This is a genomic window from Cryobacterium frigoriphilum (assembly GCF_004403305.1).
In the GTDB taxonomy this organism is placed as follows: domain Bacteria; phylum Actinomycetota; class Actinomycetes; order Actinomycetales; family Microbacteriaceae; genus Cryobacterium; species Cryobacterium frigoriphilum.
Genome location: NZ_SOHE01000054.1, coordinates 1 through 15,549, shown reverse-complemented (window position 1 = coordinate 15,549; position 15,549 = coordinate 1). Strand labels below are relative to the sequence as shown.

The 15,549-nt window shown below is 60.9% G+C and carries 15 protein-coding genes; 9 read left to right on the top strand and 6 right to left on the bottom strand.

Annotated features, from left to right (window positions below; translation table 11 throughout):
* Window positions 1–1,154 precede the first annotated feature (1,154 nt).
* The 4 genes from E3T55_RS13390 to E3T55_RS13375 all read left to right on the top strand — a co-directional run bounded on the left by E3T55_RS13390 (window position 1,155) and on the right by E3T55_RS13375 (window position 5,758).
* Window positions 1,155–2,333 carry an MFS transporter gene (locus E3T55_RS13390; RefSeq protein ID WP_051973715.1) on the top strand — a complete coding sequence of 393 codons (1,179 nt, stop codon included), beginning with the start codon at window positions 1,155–1,157 and terminating at the stop codon, window positions 2,331–2,333.
* 613 nt (window positions 2,334–2,946) lie between these two features.
* The gene (locus tag E3T55_RS13385) at window positions 2,947–3,657 is read left to right on the top strand and encodes an adenine nucleotide alpha hydrolase family protein (protein WP_198418574.1); all 711 of its coding nucleotides are present in this window, start codon (window positions 2,947–2,949) and stop codon (window positions 3,655–3,657) included.
* Window positions 3,654–4,871: an HAD hydrolase family protein gene (locus tag E3T55_RS13380; protein WP_081882460.1), complete on the top strand. Its 1,218-nt coding sequence runs from the start codon at window positions 3,654–3,656 to the stop codon at window positions 4,869–4,871. Before E3T55_RS13385 ends, E3T55_RS13380 begins: the two co-directional genes overlap by 4 nt.
* Window positions 4,871–5,758, top strand: coding sequence for a DUF6024 family protein (locus E3T55_RS13375; RefSeq protein ID WP_035879775.1), 888 nt, complete (start codon window positions 4,871–4,873; stop codon window positions 5,756–5,758). Before E3T55_RS13380 ends, E3T55_RS13375 begins: the two co-directional genes overlap by 1 nt.
* A 547-nt stretch (window positions 5,759–6,305) precedes the next feature.
* Here the strand turns inward: E3T55_RS13375 and E3T55_RS13370 are convergent.
* The gene (locus E3T55_RS13370) at window positions 6,306–6,773 is read right to left on the bottom strand and encodes a GNAT family N-acetyltransferase (RefSeq protein WP_035880386.1); all 468 of its coding nucleotides are present in this window, start codon (window positions 6,771–6,773) and stop codon (window positions 6,306–6,308) included.
* A gap of 193 nt (window positions 6,774–6,966) precedes the next feature.
* Complete coding sequence (locus E3T55_RS13365) at window positions 6,967–7,122, bottom strand: PLDc N-terminal domain-containing protein (RefSeq protein ID WP_233206048.1); 156 nt, start codon at window positions 7,120–7,122, stop codon at window positions 6,967–6,969.
* Window positions 7,123–7,464: 342 nt separating this feature from the next.
* On the opposite strand from E3T55_RS13365, the gene E3T55_RS13360 reads away from it, so the two are divergent.
* Window positions 7,465–7,686: a hypothetical protein gene (locus E3T55_RS13360; protein ID WP_134360430.1), complete on the top strand. Its 222-nt coding sequence runs from the start codon at window positions 7,465–7,467 to the stop codon at window positions 7,684–7,686.
* 89 nt (window positions 7,687–7,775) lie between these two features.
* Here E3T55_RS13360 and E3T55_RS13355 read toward each other — a convergent pair whose 3' ends face one another.
* Entirely contained in the window at window positions 7,776–8,741 is a 966-nt protein-coding gene (locus E3T55_RS13355) for a DMT family transporter (protein ID WP_241993055.1), read from the bottom strand.
* A gap of 28 nt (window positions 8,742–8,769) precedes the next feature.
* Here E3T55_RS13355 and E3T55_RS13350 point away from each other — a divergent pair, with 28 nt between their 5' ends.
* Window positions 8,770–10,179 (top strand): aminotransferase-like domain-containing protein, encoded by a 1,410-nt coding sequence (locus tag E3T55_RS13350; protein WP_134520071.1) that lies wholly within the window; start codon window positions 8,770–8,772, stop codon window positions 10,177–10,179.
* 245 nt (window positions 10,180–10,424) lie between these two features.
* Here the strand turns inward: E3T55_RS13350 and E3T55_RS13345 are convergent, their stop codons facing one another.
* Window positions 10,425–10,790, bottom strand: a complete 366-nt coding sequence (locus tag E3T55_RS13345; RefSeq protein ID WP_134520070.1) for a VOC family protein — start codon at window positions 10,788–10,790, stop codon at window positions 10,425–10,427.
* A 14-nt stretch (window positions 10,791–10,804) separates the two neighbouring features.
* On the opposite strand from E3T55_RS13345, the gene E3T55_RS13340 reads away from it, so the two are divergent.
* Entirely contained in the window at window positions 10,805–11,830 is a 1,026-nt protein-coding gene (locus E3T55_RS13340; protein WP_241993054.1) for a helix-turn-helix transcriptional regulator, read from the top strand.
* Window positions 11,831–12,019: 189 nt separating this feature from the next.
* Window positions 12,020–12,535: a GNAT family N-acetyltransferase gene (locus tag E3T55_RS13335; RefSeq protein WP_134520069.1), complete on the top strand. Its 516-nt coding sequence runs from the start codon at window positions 12,020–12,022 to the stop codon at window positions 12,533–12,535.
* 78 nt (window positions 12,536–12,613) lie between these two features.
* Here E3T55_RS13335 and E3T55_RS13330 read toward each other — a convergent pair whose 3' ends face one another.
* Together E3T55_RS13330 and E3T55_RS13325 are read right to left on the bottom strand one after the other, a co-directional pair.
* Window positions 12,614–13,243: a class I SAM-dependent methyltransferase gene (locus E3T55_RS13330; protein WP_134520068.1), complete on the bottom strand. Its 630-nt coding sequence runs from the start codon at window positions 13,241–13,243 to the stop codon at window positions 12,614–12,616.
* Window positions 13,244–14,019: 776 nt separating this feature from the next.
* Complete coding sequence (locus tag E3T55_RS13325) at window positions 14,020–14,622, bottom strand: hypothetical protein (RefSeq protein ID WP_134520067.1); 603 nt, start codon at window positions 14,620–14,622, stop codon at window positions 14,020–14,022.
* Between the two features lie 311 nt (window positions 14,623–14,933).
* Here E3T55_RS13325 and E3T55_RS13320 point away from each other — a divergent pair, with 311 nt between their 5' ends.
* A complete protein-coding gene (locus E3T55_RS13320; RefSeq protein WP_134520066.1) occupies window positions 14,934–15,119 on the top strand; it encodes a hypothetical protein in 186 nt (61 codons plus the stop codon).
* The last annotated feature ends 430 nt before the right edge of the window (window positions 15,120–15,549 follow it).

Here is a 15,549-nt window from a genome sequence, read left to right as displayed (position 1 = left end):
TAGACAGCGATGAAGGCCGATCTGACCAGCCGGCATTCGGCGGAATGTTCGTCCTGCATCGCACATCCGACTGAGGCCCAAATGTCTCGTAGGGGGTTCGGCTTACGGGCGGTTGGTGCTCGGCATCGCCTCGACTGTTTCTGGTCCAACTTCACGGTCCTCGGCGGAGGGTGAGCCTGACGCGATAGAGGTGTTTCGCACGGTGATGACGGCGCAGAGAATGACGGCGATGCCGCCAATGATGGTCCGCCAGTTGAGCTCTTCGCGGAGGAGTAGCGCTGTCCAGAGGATGTGCAGGGTAGGTCGGGTGCGTTGCACCTGGCTGACCTGGGCCATAGCCCCGATGGCCACTCGCGGTACGAAAAGCGGCAGCCCGGGTGAAGATGCTCACCACTCCGAGGTAGGCGAACGCCGCCCAATGAGCCAATGCGTTATCGAGGGCTGGTCGATGACGGTAATTATTTAAGTGAGAATAACTCAGCTGAGACGAGTGATCACGACTGAGGACACGCCTGATTCAGGTCCTCCCAAGTATCACGTCCGACTTCTGACGGAGAAACGAAGCTGTACGCATACCAGCCATCCCCGGACGGGTACTCCTCGATGAAAACAGTCTTCGACGGCGCACCCGGGATCTCAACCCCTTCCGCTCGCAAGCAAGCAGCCCGGGCAACCTCGCCCTTGTACAACTGATCCCAATCAGCTTGAGAATACTCTTCAAACGAGCTCGGGCCGGTCACGGGAAACCGCTCTCCACATTCGACGGCCGACGCGTCATACTGATCTGCCTGATCCGTCGACGTCTCGCCACCGTACGAGTCATCTGACGGGTAGTACGTGACGTCCCACCCTTCCGCCTGCATACATCGAGCTATCTTGGCCGATCGAGTCTCGGTCCTATCGGTCCCCTCGTTCGCGGACGCGCCTGTGTCAGATTCTGGAGACACGCGGTCGGCCGTGCACCCGAGTAAACAAGCGGCGACCACCGTACCCAGGAGATCAGGTCGACCGCGCAACAAGAAAATGTTGGCCCCATTGCTGATCGCAACACCGCCCTTGGCGCTTAGGAGTTGGAGTTAGGGTTACGGTTAGGGTTGTCCAACGTGAGCCCCAATCCCGCACCAACCCCACCGCCGGTGTGGCGCGCTGCAGGAATGCCGGCGCTCCTTGTATTCACGGCCGCTGGATTCGCCGGTTTCTCTGCCCTCCTACCCGTCGTACCCCTTTGGGCGGTAACCGGCGGTGCGAATGAGGCCGGTGCCGGTCTCGTCAATGGAGTGTTGCTGCTGGCAACGGTTGTGACGCAGCCGTTCGTTCCCCGACTTCTCAGTCGTCTAGGAACCGGTCGCGTGTTGGCCGCTGGCCTGGTGCTTCTAGGGGTTCCGTCGTTGCTGTTTCTTTTCTCTGACCATCTGAATTGGATTTTGCTCCTCTCAATAGTGCGTGGCATAGGGTTTGGTGTGCTCACCGTGGCCGGATCGACCGTGGTGGCCAATCTCGTACCGCGTGCCCAACACGGTGCAGCCATCGGGGCCTGCGGTGCGGCAATCGCGGTGCCGCAAGTAGTTCTTTTCCCCCTCGGGCCATGGATGTCCGAGTCAGTGGGATTCTGGGCAGTTTTTGCAATCGGCACCCTGCCGATTCTGGGCATCAGTTCTGCGCCACAACTGGCCCGTGTTCTGCGGGAACAGACAGCCGAACGCGCTCTTCAGCCGCCGACCGAACCCACGACAACGGTGAACAACACGGGGACTGGGGGGCGGCTTCTGCTGGGCAGCCTCCTTGGCCCCATGCTTCTCCTTGGTGGCGTCACACTGGCCGGCGGTGCGCTCATCACCTTCGCGCCACAGATGAGTTCAGCGCCAGCCGCGACGGCCGGCGGACTCGCGCTGCTCACCTTCAGCGCGGCAGTGACTCGGTGGGGCGTTGGCGGACTAGCTGATCATTATGGCGCCCAGCGCTTTTTGTGGCCGCTGGTGCTGATATCAGTCATCGGTCTTATTCTCACCGCCACCGCGGTCGAGAATCCTGACGCGACGAGCATCCTGCTCTTCCTTGCAGGGCTGATCTTAGTCGGCATCGCTTTTGGTGGACTCCAGAACCTGACCCTGCTGCTGTCCCTCGCCGCGGTGAAACGGGGGCAGTACGGCACCGCCAGCGCTGTGTGGAACATAGGATTCGATTTGGGCACGGCAGTGGGCTCAGTGCTGATCGGTACACTCGCTGCCGGGCTGTCATTTTCCACGGCACTGCTCGTCGCGGCCGGCATCTGCCTCGCTACGCTTCCGCTCGCGCTCCGTGGCAAACCGCGCTACCCGCGTGCAGACATATAGCGGGTTGCGGATATCTCTCTCGACACGAGGCTCTAGCCAGGTCTCGACCCATAACAGGAAGAAGAATGCCCCGGACTTCGGCGGAAGTTCTGGGCAATTTTAGTGAATGCTGTCTAGCGGAAAGGGGACTTGAACCCGCGACACCATGATGATCTTGAACTGCATCTTCCCCACTTATCGAGCCTTCATTCACCCGTCGATCCCAGGAAATAAACTTGATCAGCGATCACCATGTTCACCCAGGGCCGACTGTCCGAGATATCCGCGGCAGGCCATTGCAACCTGTTATATCGGTTGGTGTCACGGAAGGTTTTGTCGGTCTTACAGGGTGAACGAAAATGATACTTTCAACCGTCTACAGGGTGCGTCCATACACTGAATGTTACGACAATTCATTATGAAACATGATCCTCCTACCGACTGTCTCAAGTCACGGTACGGGCGCACCACTCATCACATCAGCATTCACCAGTAACACGCAGAAATCGAACATCCACGCCGGCAGGCTGACCAGTCATAATTCTAGGCGCGCTAACGGTCTGCTAGGCTGCGCGAAGCATTGGTAGTCATTAGCAGTCATTAGCAGTCATTGACAATGAATTACGGACAATAAATGCTTTTTGAAAAAGAGAATGCCCAGTTGGTTATGTTCAGTGGCGGACGAGACAGCACTCTGGTTGCTGCCCGCCTCATGCTCCAGGGGATCCCCGTCCACCTCTTCAGTGGAAATAGCGGATGCTCGCTCCACCGCGGACTGCTCACCCTTCGAGTTAAGGAGCTGCAGGCCCGCTTCGGTGACCTCGTCGTGACTCACGTAGTCAGTGACGTGAGCGGCGCCTTCCGGTCCATCGCAATAGCGAATATCGAGCACGATATCTTGACCCACCGCAAGAATCTCATCCTTCTCGGCGAGAAAATCGCCATCCACGCACACGCCGTCGACTACTGTCGTCGCAACGGCCTCGCCATTATGAACGATGGCATCGCTCGCTATCAGCAGGACTTCCCCGAGCAGCGCATGGTCGCCCGAGAGTACTTCGAGGGGTTCCTCGCTGAATATGGAATCGACTACCGCAGTCCTATCTACGAGTTCGCCACATCGGGCGACGACGTCAAATATCGCCTCCTTCAGCTCGGCCTCTCCACAAAGTCTTTGGAGGGTGTCTCTATCTTCGGCGACAGCTTCTCCACACCAACGGATGAGACCATCCTGGCCTACCTCCAGGAGAAGGAGGCCCTGAGTCACGACATCATCAACTTTCTCAGCGGGCGTTCGTTGGCCATTGGTCACGAGACGCGCGATCGGGCTGAGATTACTGGATGAGGAGAATCGACAAGGCGGCCGCTGTGATCCTCCGTGGCGGCTTACTCCTTGTGGTTCGAAAGCGTGGCTCGACGACTTTTATTTCCCCGGGAGGAAAACCGGAACCTGGGGAAAGAATGGACCAGGCCTTGGCACGTGAGCTCACAGAAGAGACCGGGCTGCATCTACGGTCTTGGCAACGGTTTGGGACCTACTCTGACCGCGCTGCCTTTGAGCCGTCTTCGACGGTGCGGATCGAGGTGTTTCTCGCTGAGGCGGACGGGACCGCAACCCCGGGTCAGGAAATCGAGGAGGTCGCCTGGATCGACGGCGGATTCCGAGAGGCAGGTATCGAGCTGGGCTCGATTTTCGATCATTTCGTGGTGCCCGCGCTCCTCGCCCAGGGGCTGCTGCGTCCGGGGTCGATGCCGAGTCTCGGTCGGCCTGCCGAGCGCACCATCATCGTCGACCTGGACGGCACCATCGCCTTCGACGGAGGCCACCCGGGACCCAAGGTGAGCGCGGCCCTGGACCATCTGGGCGAGCGAAGCGATATCCATCTGGTGGTGGCTACGTCACGCGCTCCTCGCGGAGCCCGCAAAATCATGGGTGCGTTGGCCGATCGAGTGGATGAGTGGTGGTGCTGCAACGGTGCCTTCCGGACTGGCCACGGAAGGGAGACCGAGACCACAGCGCTGCCGTGTGAACCCTTGAGGGCGATGATCGCGTGCCTTCGCGCAGAGGCCGTTCCCTTCTACCTTGAGTATGGCGACCGGTTTGTCGTCAGCGGCGGCGGCTTCTCGTGGATGGCCTATCCCGATCGGGCCGAGTACAGCCCCGACGCTGACCCTGACCTGGCGACTGTCATCAAGCTGGTTGTGGACTCGCAGGATTCTGCCTTGTGGATATGCCGACTCCGGGACTCGGCCGGCGACGACGTGGAGATATGTCTGCACGCCGGCGGGGTTATCGATATCACAGCCGCCGGCGTCACAAAAGCGAAGCCACTTGACCTCCGGATGAACGCTAACGGGTCAGTGGTTGTGGCGTTCGGCAACGACCTGAATGACCAAGAGTTGCTAGCCCGGGCCGACGTTGCGTTCGTGGTCGGCATCGGGTTACCCGGCCTGGAACGAGCCAGACATGTGCGCCGGGTATCAGCTGATGATGCCGCAGTGGCCACGGCTTTGTGGCACGTGGTGAGTATTCCAGCCTCCGATGAGCTCGAGGCCTGATGTGCGCACTGGACGCTGCGGCGTTACATCCAGATCTGCAGGTGTCTACCGGGCACGGACACTACTACGCTCAGGCAGCGGAGCTGCGGTCCACCATCACCTGCGCACTAGTCCGTGACCTGGGCGCGGGAGACTTCCGGCCCTATCTGCTTCATAATTCCACCTCCGCCTTGATGGCGGTGTTGTTCGCCGCGACCAACGCAGGCCGCAGCATCAATACCGAGGGCCCCATCGAACAGCACTACTCGCCTTATAATTTTCTGCTGCCGCGAGCCGGGCCATTAGCCGACTGGGAGCTGCGAACCCACGTCTCGCCGGTCACCGCAGTGGTCGATGAACTTGGTGGACGAAGCATCCGTATCGTCGACGCTGCACAGTCACTCGGTACTGTGCTCACCCCCGCGCTCCTGACAGGCAGCGACGTCGCGATCGCGCCTTTGCACAAGCACCTTGGCCTGGTGGTCGGCCTGGGACTGGTGCTGGTCCGCCGCGATGTCCCCGACCTGGAACCGGTTCATCGCGTCCTAAGGGTGGCCGAGTCAGGTGCCCAGTCTATCGAACTTCTTCGCCGCGCCGCTTCGGCGATCAAGAACCTTGACGGGAGGATAGCCAACCTGGCCCAAGTGAACGTCAGTCCGGAGCTGAGCGCGTGGTGTCTCGATCGCGGGCTTCGACCACTGGCGTCAGGGCCGGGTGCGCCGTATGTGTGCCTGACCACCACCGACGGCATTCCTGTCGCGGATCGACTGGCGCCGACGGGTTGGCGTCATTTCCGGGAGTTCAACACAGCCCGCTTCTCCTTCGTACGAAGAGGCAGGCCGGGCGAAGCGGCAGTCGATCACGTCCTCGAGTTCCGGATGGCCGTCAATCGGGCTCTGGGGCGCTGACAACGCATTTGCGTGATACGTGCAACGCCAACTACGACATGATTCCCGCCTGGATCAATCCGACCCGCGTATCTTTTGCGGTCCTCACGGTCCTACTCCTCGGTGCATTTATCACTTCAACAGTCACGCACCACAGACGTAAATTTCGAAGAACCTGAGGAATGGGAAACCTCTGAAATTTCCCGCTGCAGTTTTCTCCGAGAATCGATCGCACCCTGACGGTCCAACACGTCTCATCGCCGCAGGACCGTGTAAAGCATCCGGCGCAGACGACTTCCCAGATGCCCGAAGTGGTGTTCACCAGCTCCCTTCCGACATCTCACTAAAGGTTCCGCTTGCGAGCTCCTCTGGACAAGAATTCTCATTTGGACAAACTCTGCACGCTCCTGCATTTCGATCGTTTGACAGCCGTTCTTCGTGCGCTCCTCGGCGGCACGGGCGCTCTCGTCAACGACGCGGTGCGGCGCAACACGGACGGAACGACCAGCATCCCGACTGAGCACCCTCGCGACCGGCTAACGCTCGACTCCCAGAGCGTCGCAACCCGTCAACGACCGGCGAAATCGGCGAACAAGACGCGCGGTGAGGCGGTGAACCCGGTGCGTTCGTAGAGGTGGATTGCCTCGGGGCTGGAGTGCACCGTGACGTGTTCGAGGCCCAGCTGTCGAGCTTTGTCCAGAACGGCCGTCATCATCGTGTCGCCGATGCCGACGTTTCGTTCCTCGGGGACGACGTACACGCACTGCACGTCTCCGGAAGCACGATCGGTGGCGCGCGGGCTGGGCACGCGGGGTAGCACCGCCAGCCAGGCCATGCCGACGACCACTCCGCTGCGCATCGCCACGACCCGGTGATGTGTCTGCTCATGCGCGGACGCGAAAGCCACTACGGACGCCACGAAGTCCTCCCGGCTCACGACCGGAACTCCGCCCCGCTCCACCACCCACCGCCAGCGCAATCCCGCGATTGCCTCCGTCTCGAGTGCTTTGGCTTCACGCACCACGATCTTCGTCATCTCGCCAGTCTGCCCGATCGCACAACAGATGGTTCACGATGTGGTTCGCAGGGATCGCTTCCGCGCGGCAATTTAGATAGCGACGAAGGCATCCCTTCTTCTGCGTCCCGCAGGGGGTTCCTCTCAAGGTGCAGTCCACGCAAGGCATCGTCGACATTTCCAAGAATCGATAGTCAGCACCACAAGGCCGGCGCTACTCGGGCTGAGGTCGTCTGCCGACAAGGAACCAGATCACAGGACCTGCGATGGGAGCGAAAAGCACAATGAGCACCCAAATGGCCCGAGCGGTCGAACTCAACGAAGGTGCGCGCCGAATTTGCACCAGGGCCACCACGAGAGCCACGAGCATCACCACTACAACGCCGCTCCACGCGATGTCGTAGAAAGCTGGAATAAGCGGATTGTTCATCGTCGTCCCCCGGTTCGACAGGCATCCTGTCTGCCAAGCTGATCAGCAGGGAGGAGCACTGTCAAATTTCCACTCCGCGAGGCCGTGGAACCCCGACTTCTCAAGTTCGTCCGCACGAGGTTCGACTCCCGGGACGCGTTGCACCGGATGATTCGGCGGGCACGGGCCGTCGCGGAGCCGACAATACGCATTGGATCGCAGCAGCACTTGGGACGAGGGGCTAGCGCCCGACCAACATCTTGTATTCGGCGTCGTCTGGTTCGTAGCCGATACTATGAAGGCATGGCGAAAATCGATGATGATGGACACTCAGCCAAGGAACCTATCCGCTCAGCACCGCAAGATCCACCGTTTCAGGCCCTTCTTCCCAACCTAGAACGAATGTCACCATCGACATTCCGAAAGGGAACGGTTAGCCGCCGTCGTGTTAATCGGGCGCTGCTCGTGCTCCTTGCCGTCACCGGCCTCGCCGGAGCGATGATCGTCTCCTCCTTCATCCTCTGACTTCAGCCCAGAAAGCAGACGAGAGCGGACGGCACCACTATTCGTTCCGTTGATACCCGACAGCCGCAGTGTCCCGTGAGACGTTCCCCTTACGGAAGGTTGGTGCTGGGCATCGCCCCGACTGGTGATGATTCAACTGCACGGTCCTCGGCGGAGCGTGTAAGCCTGACGCGATTGAGGCGCGTTCGCACGGCGATGCCGGCGCAGAGGATGACCGCGGTGCCCCCGATGATCGTCTGCCAGGTGAGGTGTTCGTGGAGGATGAGGGCGGCCCAGACGATGCTGAGGACGGGTTGGGCGAGTTGAACCTGGCTGACCTGGGCCATGGGCCCGATGGCGAGTCCGCGATACCAAGCGAAGAATCCCAAGAACATGCTCACGACGCCAAGGTAGGCAAAGGCCGCCCATTGGGTGAGCGAGCCGGTAGGTGGCTGGTCGACGATGGCAATTATCGTCAGGGTGACCATGAAGGGCGCAGCCAGAACGAGGGCCCACGAAACGGTTTGCCACGCCCCGATTTCGCGCGCGAGCAGCCCTCCTTCGGCGTAGCCGATGGCCGCGGCCACGACGGCACCGAACAGGAGCAGGTCTGACCAGTGCAAGCGGATGCCTCCGCCGCCCTGCAGGGACGCGAAGCCCACGGCCACCAGCGCTCCGACGGCGGCCATGATCCAGAACGGGAGCGGTGGTCGCTCTTTTCCCCGGATGACAGCCATGACGGCCGTCGCGGGCGGCAGGAGCGCAATGACCACGGCGCTGTGACTGGCCGACGCCGTCGTGAGGGCAAAGGATGTCAGGAGGGGGAAGCCGACGACGACGCCGCCCGCGACGACGGCCAAACGAAACCACTGGTTGCCGCGCGGAAGGTGTTGCCCGGTGATGATCAGGGCGGCCGCGGCGAGTACGGCAGCGATGACCGCGCGCCCGGATCCGATGAACGACGGGGACATGCTCTCGACGGCCACGCGTGTGAACGGCACGGTGAAGGAAAACGCGGCGACACCGAGCAGCCCCCAAGCAAGGCCGGCCCGGGAGGGGGATAGCGGTGCGGGCATTGTCTTGATAGCGCTATTATGATCTGACATGAACAACGATAGCAGTTATCGGATTGTGGCCGCACTGCGTGAGTGGATTGCTGGCCGGGCGCCGGGCGCCCGGCTGCCCACCAGCCGAATGCTCGTCGCCGAGTACGGGGCCAGCCCGGTGACGGTGCAGAAAGCACTACGCACGCTCGTGGCGCAAGGCCTGATCGAAACCCGGCCCGGCGCCGGCACCTTCGTTCGCGCGGTACGTACCGCTCGGCCGCTCGACTTTGGCTGGCAGACCGCCGCCATGCGTTCCCCGAGCAGCCACCTCGGCGCATTGAACCCTGCGCTGCGCGCCGCTCCACAGGGGAGCATCGCCCTGCATTCCGGGTACCCCGACCGGGACCTTTTGCCCGAGCGCCTGGTGCGGTCGGCGCTGGCTCGCGCGGCTCGAAGCGAGGCGGCACTGACACGTTCGCCGGTCGCCGGGCTTCCGGAACTGCAGTCCTGGTTTGCTAGGGAGCTCGGCGCCGCGACACCGGTCGGCGTCACTCCGCCGCTATCCAGCGATGTCATCGTGCTTCCCGGAAGTCAGAGTGGTCTGGCCACGATATTCCGTGCTCTGGTCACTACCGGAGCGCCGTTGCTGATGGAATCGCCCACCTACTGGGGCGCGATCCAGGCTGCGGCTCAAGCCGGGGTCGACGTGGTCCCGGTTCCGTCGGGACCCGAGGGGCCCGATCCCGACGAGCTCGCTCGGGCGTTCCAGGAAACTGGTGCACGGGTCTTCTACGCGCAGCCGACTTATGCGAACCCGACCGGCGCACAGTGGTCAGAGTCCACCACGACGCAGATCCTCGACGTCGTTCGGGCGCACGGCGCCTTTCTGGTCGAGGATGACTGGGCCCATGATTTTGGCATCGATACCTATCCGCATCCTGTCGCCGCGCGCGATGACGCCGGCCACGTCGTCTATGTGCGATCCCTCACGAAGAGCGTCTCGCCGTCCCTTCGCGTGGCGGCAATTATTGCCCGCGGTCCCGCCAAGGAACGCATTCTCGCTGACCGCGGGGCCGAATCGATGTACGTCAGCGGGATCCTTCAAGCCGCAGTGCTCGACGTCGTCACCCAGCCGGGGTGGCAGACGCACCTCCGCAACCTTCGCCCGCAGCTGCGGGCCCGGCGAGATCTGCTACTGACGAGTCTGCGCGAGCATGCACCCGACGCCCACATAACCACGGTTCCGACTGGTGGTCTCAATTTGTGGGCCCGCTTGCCCGATGGGACAAACCTCGAGCGGCTCGTCGCAGACTGCGAAGCCGCCGGAGTCCTAATCGCTGCCGGCTCGAGTTGGTTCCCGGCCGAGGCCACCGGCCCCTTCATCAGGCTCAACTACTCCGGGCCGAACCCGGGGGCATTTCCCGACGGAGCCCGCATCATCGGCCAAGCACTTTTTTCCAATCACTGACGGTGACCGCGGCCCGCGGGCGTTGTCACCTCGAGCGCACCGCGCATAGTTGGTGCCACCGCGGGACTGCTGTCTCACCCGTCCCGTAGGGGGTTCCCAATTCGGGACATACCTCCGGAACAGGCGGCGTCTGTCACCCAGCATGCCAATCGTTGGGGTCGTGAGACTTTACGCGTGAAACCGGCCCGGTCTTCGAACCTTACAAGGGCAGAATTGCGCAATCGAGTCTGCCCTTGTACTCCGTTCTAGTCGATCGGAGAGACACGAATGAGGTTGCCATCAGGGTCGGCGACCACGAATGTGCGCCCGAAGACGTCTTCGTGCGGCTCTTCGATAACAATGACCCCCTTGGCCGTCCACGCCGCGAAGCAGTCATCGACTCCGGATGCTGACCCGGGCAGCATGAGTCCCAACTCGCTGGTTCGCGGCGTCGCCGTTGTGACAGTGTCGCCGCGGCCAGACCATAGAGCGAAGAGCACGCCCGGGGCTAGCTCGAATGGGACATAACGCGGGGTAATGGTGACAGGTTCCATCTCGAAGAGATCGCTGTAGAAACGGGTGGAGCGCTCGACGTCGGTGACATAGATGAGGAACAGGTTTGGTGTTGCCATGGGGATCTCCTTAGTTGACGTTCTCGGCAACGCCAAGCCTTTCATCAATACATGACAGCTTTTGTCTGGTATCCGTCGATACTGGTGAGATGAACTCCCACCGCCTACTTTCGATGATGTTGCTGCTCCAGACGCGCCACCAGATGACGGCGCTTGAGCTGGCAGAAGAGTTGGGAGTGTCGGTCCGGACGGTACTGCGCGACGTCGTGGCCCTGGCGGACGCAGATGTACCGGTGTTCGCCGAGCGAGGCCGATATGGAGGCGTAGTCCTGCTTCCAGGGTCACAGCTGGATGTGTCCAAACTCAGTCCCACCGAGGTCGATGCGCTGAAGCTACTGGGTTTGGACACCGGGCAAGCGCGCCAACTTGGCATCGATTCACTCACGCGCAGCGCCCAATTGAAGCTCGCTTCCCGCCGCCCTCAGGGCCGCCAGTTGGAACTGCCATTGTCCGAATTGATTGTGGTCGACAACACTCCATGGTTTAGCCCGATGCCAAGTGCCGCCGGCGTCGCCGAACTCGCCCGAAACCTGCAGTCGGGCAGGCGTTTGCGGATTCATTATCGGAGAAGTACCGAACGAGGTGCTTCATGGCACGCCGTTGACCCGTACGGCCTTCTAGCGAAGTCCGGCCGTTGGTACCTGGTCGCCGATATCGACCGCGTGCCTAAGCTGTACTCGCTCCAAAGATTAGAGGGCTGGGATGTCCTGCCAGAGGTTCGACGCCTTCGACCGAACGCAACGCTCGCCAGTGTCAGCCGTGATTTGAGTACGGCGGTAGAAAACCGGGGAGACATCACAATTATCGCAACGCTGTCGAAGGACAGGCTTGACCTCGCTCGACGGATTCTAGGCGCTCGACTCGCCAGCAGTAAGCCCGTTGATGCCGAACAAGTCGAGATCACCGTGATCTACGACCAGGTGGAGTCCGTGCGTCAGCTGTTGCAATTCGGTGACCACCTCCGCGTCACGAGTCCGCCAGAGGCGCGGACTGTGATGCGGGACGTTGCCACTGCCATGGCGGCCCTGTACCGAGGCTGACCCGGTAGCAGAGCTCAAAACTCCGCTCCTCTCCAGCATCGCTTCTGGGTTTGCGCCAAAAGTGAGTCCGAAACGTAGAGCCGTACGCGTCCCGCGCGGGGTTCCCCTTCAGACACGAGGTGCTCGAGACCGCGCCGCGCTCGCACAGGCCGATCGGCCCTCGGACGTTCCGCTCCGTACACTCGATACATGGCAGCCAGCGTCCACCTCGCCCGATCGCGAGACCTCGATGCGATCGAGAAGATTGAAAACGACGCTGATCGACTCTTGATCAACGAACTCCAGCCTGATGACTGGGCTGCCGCACCCACGGGCGTTGCTCGTGCGTCGGAGCCCGGATTCATTCTCGTCGTCGAGCTCGACGAAGGTCGCGTAGCGGGTTTTGTCCATGTTCTAGAGGTCGACGGCATCTGCCACTTGGAGCAGCTCTCCGTAGCACCGGGGGACGCGCGAAAGGGCTGGGGTCGAGCGCTCGTGGAGGCCGCCAAAGTTCAAGCGCAGAAGCGCGGCTATCACCGCATTTCGCTTCGCACCTTCGCCGACATCCCGTGGAACGCCCCGTTCTACGCGAGCGCCGGTTTTGCGGAGGAAAAACCAGCAACGCAATTTCATCGTTCCCTTGTCGGCATCGAGGCCGAACTTGGGCTTGACCGATATGGGCGCAGGGTGCAAATGGGTGCCCACCTTAAGGCGCCAGGTCCGTAAGAGGTTCGGCTTATGACGAAGGCTGTTTAGATTGCAATTTTTAAAGTTCCTTCGACGAATCAGCGTCGGAGCTTGTGGCTAACACGGAGCTTCTGAGGGCGCTGAACCATCGATTCGATGGGCGATGATCGCAGCGTGGGACCGCTTGCTTGGATCGGTTCGGGTGTTCACCGTCTGAACGTGAAACCCTGCGGCTTCGAGCTGCGTGCTCATCTCACCGATAGGCCAGAAGTAGGCGGTCGTTACGGCGTGCGGAAACGGCTCGACGGTGTCGCCCTCGAAGAAACCGAGGAGGAGGCTACCTCCAGGAGCAATGCAGCGGGCGAACTCGCGCAAAACCGCTGGCAAGTCATTCGGGGCAAGGTGGATAACGGAGTACCACGCAAGAATCGCCGCTGCGTATCCGTCTCGGACCCCGAGATCGCCCAGTGACGCGACGCGGAACGGGACCGTCGGGAATCTTTTTCTTGCTCGCCCGATGAACGCTTGAACGTGATCGATACCCTCCACATCGACACCACGCTTTTTCAGAAAATCGGTCCAGTGCCCAGGACCGCACCCCGCGTCGATGACCGCGCCCCGCAGGTCGCGCGCCCAGAGGGCGACAAACCGCTGATCCAATTCGTGGGTGTTAGCCATCGATCCAAGCAGCGCCGTGTACTCCTCCGCGCGACCGGCGTATGCATTCAGAACCACATTGCCAGCCATGGGAACGAGTCTAGGAGAAGCCCGGTAGACGTTCCCCCTACGGACGTCCCGTCTGTCGCGAACATAGCGTTCCCCTGCAGACCGGGTGGGGTAGCCGTGGGCAAAATGGGGATGTTGCTGTTGCTCAGCCCACGGTTAGCGAGGAGGAAATTTCCCGTTCGCGTGACGACAGGGCGGCGATCGAGTCCATCCAACGGAATCTGGTTGAGATGGAGTTGATGGTTCGTATTCGAAGTCGCGATCCGACATGCCAGGCGCCCAAGTTCAAAAGACTGCCGCATCGGCCGCAAAGGCTCCCGTCTCCGCTGATTTGAGCTCGGGCATCTGAGAGAGTAAAGCATGAGTCAATCTGAAGACGGAAGAAGATTACGCGCTGACCCGGCAAGACGTTCGGTGAAATATTTGACCGTCCTCTCGGTTGTGTGCTTCCTTCCCGGCGTTCCGATTCTGATCTTCGAAGCAGGAACAACGCACATTGGTGCCGTACTCACCATTTCCGGTGTGATCTTCCTATCAACGTACGAACTAATCCGCGCCACCGCTGGCCGGTTGTGAGTTCTTGACCCGGTCAGTGCACTGACCGAAGAGTCTGATTCAGGAGGACGTGAAATCAAGCGCCTCCCGACTAGATGGTCGCAACAACTCACTGATTATCCAGTTCAATAGCGGCGGCAAAGTCAGCGGCGGGCTTGAAGATTGACAGTCCCGTAGGGGGTTCCCCATACGGGATTTACGGCGCTGGGTTGGTTCGCGCTGCGCGGATGTCGAGTTTGTTGTCAGGGACAGACAGGCGTGAACGTTCGTGAGTCGTTCGGCGTTGAGCACTTGAGAGCAGTCGTGTCAGCCGAATTGATGCCGCGCGCGAACAGGATCAACACGACTGCCAAGACCACCACGACGACGACAATCGCCCCTTTTACGATCCGTGGGCTCAGAAACCTAGTTCCTTCTGGGAAGGTTGCCTCCGACGTCTCCCGTCGAAGCGCAACGATTCCAAGATAGGCGAGCACTACTGTCCCGCAGGTCCCGAGAAGACCAACTAAGAATTCCGCCGTCACGCCAAAACCACCACTGAAGCTGATGACTCCGTACCCAATGACCGCCAGCAACACGAGGACGACATAAGACAGTCGGACGACCCACCCCGCTCGTGACCGGACGGAGGACGAGAGGATCACCGCTACCAGCGGTGCGAGCATTGACCCGCCGAAAAGTAAAGCGGGTACAACCCTCACGTCACGCCCCGGGCACGGGGCAACGAGAGCGCACATCGTGGGGAATCCTTGCGCCATCCAGAAAACCAACCAGGTGACGCCCACAATGGCCACCGCTGGAAACACCACGCCCAGGCGCGATCTCGTCTGAATATTGGAAGTCATGTCAAGAGTGTCCCATTGCCGCGCGTGACTGAAGCACTACAGAATCGTCCGATGACAACTCGTTACCTGTCAGAGTTGGCGGACAGCTCCAGAGTCCAAGGCGCTGTTTTCCATATGGGGTTGGTGAAACGGACAGTTTCGGCGCCAGTGCACCCGTACACGACGATGGGGCCAGCGGCATCGACACATCCTCTCGCGGCGGTCTAAACATCCGGCTGGGCCACCCGATATCGTGGACCTGTCGATGGAATGAGACGGAGCGACACAGTGACAAGTCTGTTTGAGCGCTGGAAGAAAACCGATCCGCGAGCGTGGACAACGAGGAGGCCGTTGAAGGTTGGCTGGTAAAGGAATTTCGGGCCTATGAGATCCCGTTGGCAGCGATTTCCAGTGCGGACTACCGCAATGATGAAGAGGTCCGTGAAGACCTGATCTACAAGCTGTACACAATCACTCATCCTGATGTACTTCAACGCCTGTACAGCGCAGAAGAGTAAGCGATGAAAGACTGCGGCCCTGAGGCCTACGAGGACTATTGGAGGAGCCTGTTCCTGAGGCAGAATCATCGCCCGGGAGCCGAAACGTCGCATACGGCATTGACGGATGCGACGTGGTGTTGAACGTCTCCCGGGGTGACGATGTGGGCGTCTTTCCCGGTGACGATGGGTTTTAGCGCGTCTGGATTTGGTGCCTGTTCGTCGGCGGCGTCAGGCTGACGATGTCCGGATAGACGAATGGCCCGGCGTGCAATCTTTGAGGATCACGCCGGGCCGTTCTGACGCGTAAAGGCGCGCTGATGCTCACGGTAAGTGATGATCCTGTTGTTGTTGAGTATTTGATGCTTTGAGAGCCACCCGATCGTGCGGTTCAGAGCCACCGTTCGTGCGGAAGAGAGCCAGTGGTGGTCCGGCGGGGAGCCACTGGCTC

What these genes read in the sequence shown, in the direction of transcription:
- E3T55_RS13335 (WP_134520069.1), top strand. Translation starts at nt 12,020, where the DNA reads ATGGCAGCCAGCGTCCACCTCGCCCGATCGCGAGACCTCGATGCGATC.
- E3T55_RS13325 (WP_134520067.1), bottom strand. Translation starts at nt 14,622, where the DNA reads ATGACTTCCAATATTCAGACGAGATCGCGCCTGGGCGTGGTGTTTCCA.
- E3T55_RS13370 (WP_035880386.1), bottom strand. Translation starts at nt 6,773, where the DNA reads ATGACGAAGATCGTGGTGCGTGAAGCCAAAGCACTCGAGACGGAGGCA.
- E3T55_RS13345 (WP_134520070.1), bottom strand. Translation starts at nt 10,790, where the DNA reads ATGGCAACACCAAACCTGTTCCTCATCTATGTCACCGACGTCGAGCGC.
- E3T55_RS13385 (WP_198418574.1), top strand. Translation starts at nt 2,947, where the DNA reads ATGCTTTTTGAAAAAGAGAATGCCCAGTTGGTTATGTTCAGTGGCGGA.
- E3T55_RS13330 (WP_134520068.1), bottom strand. Translation starts at nt 13,243, where the DNA reads ATGGCTGGCAATGTGGTTCTGAATGCATACGCCGGTCGCGCGGAGGAG.
- E3T55_RS13390 (WP_051973715.1), top strand. Translation starts at nt 1,155, where the DNA reads ATGCCGGCGCTCCTTGTATTCACGGCCGCTGGATTCGCCGGTTTCTCT.
- E3T55_RS13365 (WP_233206048.1), bottom strand. Translation starts at nt 7,122, where the DNA reads ATGCTCGTGGCTCTCGTGGTGGCCCTGGTGCAAATTCGGCGCGCACCT.
- E3T55_RS13355 (WP_241993055.1), bottom strand. Translation starts at nt 8,741, where the DNA reads ATGCCCGCACCGCTATCCCCCTCCCGGGCCGGCCTTGCTTGGGGGCTG.
- E3T55_RS13360 (WP_134360430.1), top strand. Translation starts at nt 7,465, where the DNA reads ATGGCGAAAATCGATGATGATGGACACTCAGCCAAGGAACCTATCCGC.
- E3T55_RS13350 (WP_134520071.1), top strand. Translation starts at nt 8,770, where the DNA reads ATGAACAACGATAGCAGTTATCGGATTGTGGCCGCACTGCGTGAGTGG.
- E3T55_RS13380 (WP_081882460.1), top strand. Translation starts at nt 3,654, where the DNA reads ATGAGGAGAATCGACAAGGCGGCCGCTGTGATCCTCCGTGGCGGCTTA.
- E3T55_RS13375 (WP_035879775.1), top strand. Translation starts at nt 4,871, where the DNA reads ATGTGCGCACTGGACGCTGCGGCGTTACATCCAGATCTGCAGGTGTCT.